9 protein-coding genes are annotated in these 7,229 nt (G+C 72.0%); all 9 read left to right on the forward strand.

From position 1 onward, the window contains the following. A partial coding sequence (locus tag BGO22_RS17320) for a nucleotide-binding domain containing protein (RefSeq protein ID WP_286851947.1) occupies positions 1–383 on the forward strand: 383 nt, incomplete at its 5' end. Positions 384–417: 34 nt separating this feature from the next. Then, positions 418–1,209: an SDR family NAD(P)-dependent oxidoreductase gene (locus BGO22_RS17325; protein ID WP_286851949.1), complete on the forward strand. Its 792-nt coding sequence runs from the start codon at positions 418–420 to the stop codon at positions 1,207–1,209. Positions 1,210–1,285: 76 nt separating this feature from the next. Further along, the gene (locus BGO22_RS17330) at positions 1,286–1,924 is read left to right on the forward strand and encodes an amino acid ABC transporter permease (protein ID WP_070400947.1); all 639 of its coding nucleotides are present in this window, start codon (positions 1,286–1,288) and stop codon (positions 1,922–1,924) included. Between the two features lie 14 nt (positions 1,925–1,938). Then, positions 1,939–2,595 (forward strand): amino acid ABC transporter permease, encoded by a 657-nt coding sequence (locus tag BGO22_RS17335; protein ID WP_286851951.1) that lies wholly within the window; start codon positions 1,939–1,941, stop codon positions 2,593–2,595. A gap of 24 nt (positions 2,596–2,619) precedes the next feature. Further along, positions 2,620–3,390 carry an amino acid ABC transporter ATP-binding protein gene (locus BGO22_RS17340; RefSeq protein ID WP_070400945.1) on the forward strand — a complete coding sequence of 257 codons (771 nt, stop codon included), beginning with the start codon at positions 2,620–2,622 and terminating at the stop codon, positions 3,388–3,390. 32 nt (positions 3,391–3,422) lie between these two features. Then, a complete protein-coding gene (gene tsaC / locus BGO22_RS17345; RefSeq protein ID WP_286851953.1) occupies positions 3,423–3,965 on the forward strand; it encodes an L-threonylcarbamoyladenylate synthase type 1 TsaC in 543 nt (180 codons plus the stop codon). 133 nt (positions 3,966–4,098) lie between these two features. After that, the gene (locus BGO22_RS17350; RefSeq protein WP_286851954.1) at positions 4,099–4,767 is read left to right on the forward strand and encodes a DUF3348 family protein; all 669 of its coding nucleotides are present in this window, start codon (positions 4,099–4,101) and stop codon (positions 4,765–4,767) included. After that, positions 4,764–6,698 carry a coiled-coil domain-containing protein gene (locus BGO22_RS17355; RefSeq protein ID WP_286851956.1) on the forward strand — a complete coding sequence of 645 codons (1,935 nt, stop codon included), beginning with the start codon at positions 4,764–4,766 and terminating at the stop codon, positions 6,696–6,698. The genes BGO22_RS17350 and BGO22_RS17355 overlap by 4 nt, the downstream gene beginning before the upstream one ends. Continuing rightward, on the forward strand, positions 6,698–7,229 hold a 532-nt coding region (locus BGO22_RS17360; RefSeq protein WP_286851957.1), incomplete at its 3' end, for an OmpA family protein. The genes BGO22_RS17355 and BGO22_RS17360, both read left to right, overlap by 1 nt.

Raw genomic sequence — 7,229 nt, forward strand, 5'->3', positions numbered from 1 at the left:
CGCGGGGCCGCGACCCGCTGGTCTTCACCGCCACCGGCCCCGACGATCCGCGCGTGGCCGCGTTCCGCGAGGCCGTGCGGGCCAGTGGCACGCCGATCGCCGCCGTCAACGACCGGCTCGGCGCCGCGCTCGGCGACATCCTCAACGCCCTGGTGCGCCAGTGCGGCCTGCGGCGCGTTGTCATCTCCGGCGGCGACACCTCCAGCCACGCGGCCTCGCGCCTGGGCATCGACGCGCTGACCGCCATCGCGCCGCTGTCGCCGGGCGTGCCGCTGTGCCGCGCCCATTCGCCCGACCCCGCCATCGACGGCCTGGAGATCGCCCTCAAGGGCGGCCAGACCGGCGCCCCCGACTTTTTCACCGCGGTCAGAGACAAGCACTGAGCCGCCGCCCACCCTCACCACCACAGGACCCTCCATGAGACTGCAAGCAAAGATCGCCCTCATCACCGGCGGTGCCCGCGGCATCGGCTTCGCCATCGCCACGGCCCTGGCGCGCCAGGGCGCCGTCATCGCCATCGCCGACATCAACCCCCAGGGCGCCAACGCCGCGGCCGCCAAGCTGCGCGAGGCCGGCGCCCAGGCCCATGGCTTCGTGGTCGACGTGGCCGATCCGCGCTCGGTGGAGACGCTGCTCAAGGACGTCACCACCCAGCTCGGCCGGCTCGACATCCTCATCAACAACGCCGGCATCGGCGGCAACACCCCGTTCCTGGACATCACGCTGGAGAACTGGAACCGCACCATCGCCATCAACCTCACCGGCGCCTTCATCGTGGCGCAGGCCTGCGCCCGGCGCATGGTGGCGCAGGGCCACGGCGGCAAGATCATCAACATCGCCTCGCTCTCGGGCCAGCGCGGCGGCAACGGCCGCGGCGCCTACGGCGCGGCCAAGGCCGGCCTGGAGCTGCTCACCAAGGTGATGGCGGTCGAGCTGTCGCCGCACGGCATCAACGTGAACAACATCGCGCCCGGCGCCATCGAGACCGAGATGGCCGCGACCGCGCACGACGCCGCCACGCGCAGCGCCTACAACTACCTGGTGCCCATGGTGCGCTACGGCACACCCGAGGAAATTGGCGACGCGGCCGTGTTCCTGTGCTCGGACGAAGCGCGCTACGTGCAGGGCCACACGCTCAACGTCGACGGCGGCTTCCGGGCGGCCGGCCTGATGTTCGGCGACCGCAAGGCGCCCGCCGTTTCGGCCTGATCCCGCGCGCGCGGGCAACCCCATCGGAGGCACGACGGTGACCCTGGACTTCACTCCCATCCTCGAACGATGGCCGATGCTGCTGGACGGTGCGCTGGTGACGCTGCAGCTGGCCGCCGCCGCCACCCTGCTGGGGTTCGTGATCGGCACGCTCTGCGCCATCGGCCGCAATTCGAGCGTGCGCTGGCTGTCGGCGCTGTGCGCGGGCTACGTGGAGGGCATCCGCAACACCCCGTTCCTGGTGCAGATCTTCCTCGTCTTCTTCGGCCTGTCCTCGGTCGGCATCACGATGAGCGCCTTCTCGGTGGCCATCATCGCGCTCACCATCAACGTGGGCGCGTACACGGGCGAGATCATGCGCGCCGGCTTCAACTCGGTGCACGCGGGCCAATGGGAAGCGGCCGAGTGCCTGGGCCTGTCGCGCGCCCAGGTGTACTGGCACGTGGTGCTGCGCCCGGCCGTGGAGCGCGTGTACCCCTCGCTCACCAGCCAGTTCATCCTGCTGATGCTGGCCTCCTCCATCACCTCGCAGATCTCGGTGGCCGAGCTCACCGGCAACGCCAACTACATCCAGGGCGTGTCGTTCCGGCCAATGGAGACCTACATCACGATCGGCTTCATGTACTTCGGCCTGGCGCTGGTCATGCGGCTCGGGTTCTGGCTGCTCGGCCTGGTGATCTTTCCGCGCCGCCGCCGCCTCGGCACGCCGCTCTGAAGGGAGACAGAACGATGCCCACCTTTGGTCTTGTCCACGTTCAATTCCTGCTCCAGGGCGCGCTGTGGACGGTCGCGCTGTCGGCCTGCGCCTTCATCGGCGGCGGCCTGATGGGGCTGCTGATCGCGCTGTGCCGCGTCTCGCGCTTCGCCTGGCTGCGCGCCATCGCGGCGGCCTACATCCAGATCGTCCAGGGCGTGCCGCTGCTGGTGATCATGTTCGCGGGCTACTTCGGCCTGCCGGCGCTGGGCCTGGCGGTGTCGCCGCTGATGGCGGCCACGCTGTCCATGACGATCTGGGTCGGCGCTTACCTCGGCGAGTTCTGGCGCGGCAGCATCCAGTCGGTGCCCAAGGCGCAGTGGGAGGCGGCCGAGTGCCTGGCGCTAAGCCGAACGCAGCGCATGTTCAAGGTGATCATCCCGCAGGCCATCCGCAACGCCACGCCGGGCACGGTGGGCTTCATGGTGCAGATCGTCAAGAACACCTCGCTGGCGTCGGCGGTGAGCTTCGTCGACCTGACGCGGGCCGGTCAGCTCATCAACAACTCCACCTTCCAGCCCTTCATCACCTTCGTGGTCGTGGCGCTGATCTACTTTCTGCTCTGCTATCCGCTGTCGGCCCTGAGCCGGCGGCTGGAGCAACGCATGGCGCGCGGCATGCGCAGCGCGTGAGCTTTCCCCATGAAAGAAGACCTTATGACTGACCTTGTCCCGACCGCCGCCGGCGCCGCCGATTCCGCGAACGACATCGTGGTGCTGCGCGATGTGCACAAGAGCTTCGGCCAGATCGAAGTCCTCAAGGGCGTGAGCTTTCAGGTCAAGCGCGGCGAGGTCACGGTGCTCATCGGCAAGTCCGGCTCCGGCAAGAGCACCGCGCTGCGCTGCATCGACCGGCTCGAAAAGGTGAACCGCGGCCACATCCAGGTGTGCGGCCACGTGCTCACCGACCCCACGCTGGACCTGCGCCAGCTGCGCCTGGACGTGGGCATCGTGTTCCAGAGCTACAACCTGTTCCCGCACCTGACGATCGGCGAAAACATCATGCTCGCGCCGCGCAGCGTGAAGAAGCTGGGCAAGGCGCAGGCCATCGCACTCGCCCAGGAGTGCCTGGGCCAGGTCGGCCTGTCGGAGAAGTTCGACGCCTACCCCGAGCAGCTGTCGGGCGGCCAGCAGCAGCGCGCGGCCATCGCCCGCTCGCTCGCGATGCAACCCAAGGTGATGCTGTTCGACGAGGTGACCTCCGCGCTCGACCCGCAGCTCACCGGCGAGGTGCTGCGCGTCATCGAAGGCCTGGCCGACAAGGGCATGACCATGGTGATGGTCACGCACGAGATGAACTTCGCCCGCAAGATCGCGGACCAGCTGGTCTTCATGCACCAGGGCAAGGTCTGGGAGGTGGGCCCGGCGGACGTGCTCGACCACCCCCAGACCGAGGAGCTGCGGGACTTCCTGGGGCACGACCTCTGAGCCGGCGGCGTTCGCCCGCGCCCCTGGAGGCGGTGGCCGACGCGGTCCGCCGCGGTGGCGTGGTCGCCTACCCCACCGAGGCGGTGTTCGGCCTTGGCTGCGACCCCTTCAACACGGCGGCGGTGCAACGCCTCTACCGGCTCAAGCGGCGCCCCACCACGCAGGGCTTCCTGCTCATCGCCGCGAGCGAGGCGCAGTTCGGCCCCTTCGTGGACTGGGCGCGGCTGGCCCCCGGCGCGCTGGCCGAGGTACGCGCCACCTGGCCCGGCCCCCACACCTGGGTGCTGCCGCGCGCGGCGAGCGCGCCCGCGGTGGTGGCGGGCGCGCACCAGGGCATCGCGGTGCGCGTCACCGCCCATGGCCCGGCGGCCGACCTGTGCCGGGCCGTCGGCGGCGCGCTGGTGTCCACCAGCGCGAACCGGCACGGCCAACCCGCCGCCCGCAGCGTGGACGAACTGTGGCAACAGTTCGCCGACGCGGACCTCGACGCCCTGCTCGACCTTCCCCTGGGCGGCCTCGACCGGCCCACCCCGATCCGCGACGCCCTGAGCGGGCGCAGCCTGCGCGGCGCCTAGCGCCAGCGGCCCGCGCACCGGCGCGGCCTCGCCATCCGGCCCCGCGCCCGGGTAGAGGACAATGCGGGGCGCTCGCGCCCCCCATTCACCCGCCTGTTAGACCCCCGCGCCCCCGAGGGCGCCACCGACCGTTTTGCGCAGCCGATCCCACCGCTCCGCCCTGGTGCGCCAGCTCGCCGGGTACCTGCCCGCGCCGGCCGAGGCCCCCCGGCGCGACCTGGCCGAGCGCCTGGCCGAATGGCTGGACGTGCGCGACGCCATCGCCCTGCACGCGGCCCACCAGGCCTTGCCTTCGGCGGCGGCGCCACCGCGCCCGCCCGGCCGCACCCACGCCGCCCAGCTGCGGGCCGGGCTACAGGGCCTGCGCACCACGCTGCAGCAAGGCATCGCCGCGCCGCCCCGACAACCGATCGGCGCCGACGACAGCCACTTCGGCACCATCCACCAGCGCTACCTCGACCAGCAGCGCCGCATGGAAACCGGCATCGGCGCCTTTCGCGCCCATGTTCGGCAGGCGCTGGCCGCCGCCTCGCCCCGGCTGGCGCGGCTGGCCGCGCTGGACGCCACCCTGGACCAGCTGATCGGCGGGCGCGAGCAGCGGCTGCTGTCCGGCGTGCCCGCCTTTCTCAAGGCGCGCTTCGAGCAGCTGCGCCAGACCCCGTCAGACGCCTGGCCCGCGGTGTTCGAGCAGGAGCTGCGGCAGGCCCTGCTCGCCGAACTCGATCTGCGCCTGCAGCCGGTGACCGGCATGATCGAAGCGCTGGGACAGTCCCGCGTTTCCCCCTCCATCGACACCCCGTGAACCGCCTTTCCGTGACCCGACTGTTCTTCGTCTCCGCCTTCGTCCTTGGCCTGCTGTCCGTCGTCTGGATCGGCGCGGGCTTCGTGGGGTCCAGCGGCCTGGCCCTGGCCATGACCGCGCTCATCGGCGGCGTGTACCTCATGGGCGCGCAGGAGATCCGGCGCTACCGGCAGGCCACCGCGGCGCTGTCCCAGGCGCTGGCCCAGGTGCCCCAGCCCCTGGCCGCGCTCGAGGACTGGCTGGCCCGCGTGCCGCTCCCCCTGCGCGACGCGGTGCGCCAGCGCATCGAAAGCGAGCGCGGCGCCCTGCCCGGCCTGGCGCTCACGCCCTACCTCATCGGCCTGCTGGTGATGCTGGGCATGCTCGGCACCTTCCTCGGCATGGTGCTCACCTTCAAGGGCGTGGTGTTCACGCTCGAAGGCTCGGCCGACCTGCAGGCCATCCGCTCGGCGCTGGCCGCGCCCATCAAGGGCCTGGGCCTGGCCTTCGGCACCTCGGTGGTGGGCGTGGCCACCTCGGCCATGCTGGGCCTGATGTCGGCCATTGCCCGGCGCGAGCGCGCCGAGGCGGCGCGCCAGCTCGACGCGCGCGCGGCCACGGTGCTGCGCCCGTTCTCGCTCGCGCACCAGCGCCAGGCCACCGTCGACGCCCTGCAGCAGCAGGCCAGCGCCCTGCCCGCGGTGGCGGACCGGCTGCAGTCGCTCATGGAGCGGATCGAACAGCGCAGCCAGCAACTCGACGAGCAGCTGCTGGCGCGGCAGGCCCAGTTCCTGGCGGCGTCGGGCGAGGCCTACGGCGGGCTGGCCCGCTCGGTGGAGCAGTCGCTGCGCCACAGCCTGGACGCCAGCGCGCGGGCCGCTGGCGAAGGCCTGCAGGCCGCGGTGGACAAGGCCATGAATGCCCTCACCCAGGAAGCCACGCGGCAGCACGAGCGCGTCGACGCCCTGGTGCGCACGCAGCTGCAGGGCCTGGACCAGGCGCTGGTCGCCTTCACCACCACCTTCGAGCAGCGCAGCGGCGCCCTGCTCGCCCAGGTGCAGGACACGCTGGGCCGCTCGCAGGCCGAGCACAGCGCGGCCGAGCGCGAGCGCCAGGCCGCCTGGGCCGCCGCCCTGCAGGACACGGCCACGGCCCTGCAGGACGAATGGCGCCGGCTCGGGGCGCAAACCCTGGCGCAGCAGCAGGCCGTGGCGCAGACCCTGCAGGACACGGCGACCCGCTGGCGCGAGGAACTCGCCGGCCTGCGCGGCGAAGAGGCGGCGCGCGGCGAGGCCGCCGTGCAGCGGCTGGGCGAGCTGCAGGCCTCGCTGACTCAGCAGCTGTCCACGCAGCTCGCCAGCCTGGCCCGCGCGCTCGAAGCGCCCCTGGCGCGCCTGATCGAGACGGCCGCCGAAGCGCCCCGGGCCGCCGCCGAGGTGATCGCGCGGCTGCGCCAGGACATGAGCCAGCTCACCGAGCGCGACAACAGCGCCCTGCAGGAGCGCGCCACGCTGATGCAGCACATCGACGCCCTCCTGCAGTCCGTACAGCAGGCCACCACCGAGCAGCGCGCGGCCATCGAATCGCTGGTCGGCTCGGCCGGCGCCGTGCTCGACCGGGTGGGCCGCCAGTTCGCCGACACCGTGGGGGCGCAGGCCGTGCGCGCCGACGAGGTGGCCGCGCAGGTCGGCGCCAGCGCCATCGAACTGGCCAGCCTGGGCGAGGCCTTCAACCACGGGGTGGCGCTGTTCAGCCGCTCGCAGGAGGCGCTCATCGACAGCCTGCAGCGCGTCGAGGGCGCCGTCACGCAATCGGTCGCGCGCAGCGACGAGCAGCTCGCCTACTACGTGGCCCAGGCCCGCGAGGTGATCGACCTCAGCATCAGCGCGCAGCAGGGCATCGTGGAAGACCTGCGCCGCCTGCGCGCGCCGCCCGGGGGGACGGCCGCATGATGGCCGGCCTGGACGAACGCCCCGACGACACCGAGGGCGGCGGGCACGGCGCGCCGGTGTGGGCCGTGTTCGGCGACCTCATGTCCGGCCTGGTGGGCGCCTTCGTGCTCATCCTCGTCGGCGTGCTCGTGGTGCAGATGGACCTGGTGAACAGCCTGCAGGCCGAGGTGCGCAAACGCGAACAGGAAGAACAGCGCCGCATGGCCCTGGAGAAGGCCCTGGCCATTCCGCTGCAGAACGGCCGCGTGACGCTGGACAACGGCCGCATCGGCATCAGCGGCAGCGTGCTGTTCGCGCTCAACTCCGACGAGCTGCGGCCCGAGGGGCGGCAGATCCTGAAAAGCCTGGTGCCGCCGCTGCAGGTCTACCTGGGCGAGCGCGACGAGATGCTGATGGTCAGCGGCTTCACCGACGACCGCCCGGTGCAGGCGAGCAACCAGCGCTTCGCCGACAACCTGGAGCTCTCGGCGCAGCGCGCGCTCACGGTCACGCGCGCCCTCATCCAGGAAGGCATGCCGCCGCAGCGCGTGT

This window comes from Hydrogenophaga sp. 70-12, from assembly GCF_001897365.1.
In the GTDB taxonomy this organism is placed as follows: Bacteria; Pseudomonadota; Gammaproteobacteria; order Burkholderiales; family Burkholderiaceae_C; genus Hydrogenophaga; species Hydrogenophaga borbori.

Bases quoted from the DNA above. Each gene is read 5' to 3' on its own strand.
- BGO22_RS17325 (WP_286851949.1), top strand. From the start codon at position 418: ATGAGACTGCAAGCAAAGATCGCCCTCATCACCGGCGGTGCCCGCGGC.
- BGO22_RS17335 (WP_286851951.1), top strand. From the start codon at position 1,939: ATGCCCACCTTTGGTCTTGTCCACGTTCAATTCCTGCTCCAGGGCGCG.
- BGO22_RS17340 (WP_070400945.1), top strand. From the start codon at position 2,620: ATGACTGACCTTGTCCCGACCGCCGCCGGCGCCGCCGATTCCGCGAAC.
- BGO22_RS17330 (WP_070400947.1), top strand. From the start codon at position 1,286: ATGCTGCTGGACGGTGCGCTGGTGACGCTGCAGCTGGCCGCCGCCGCC.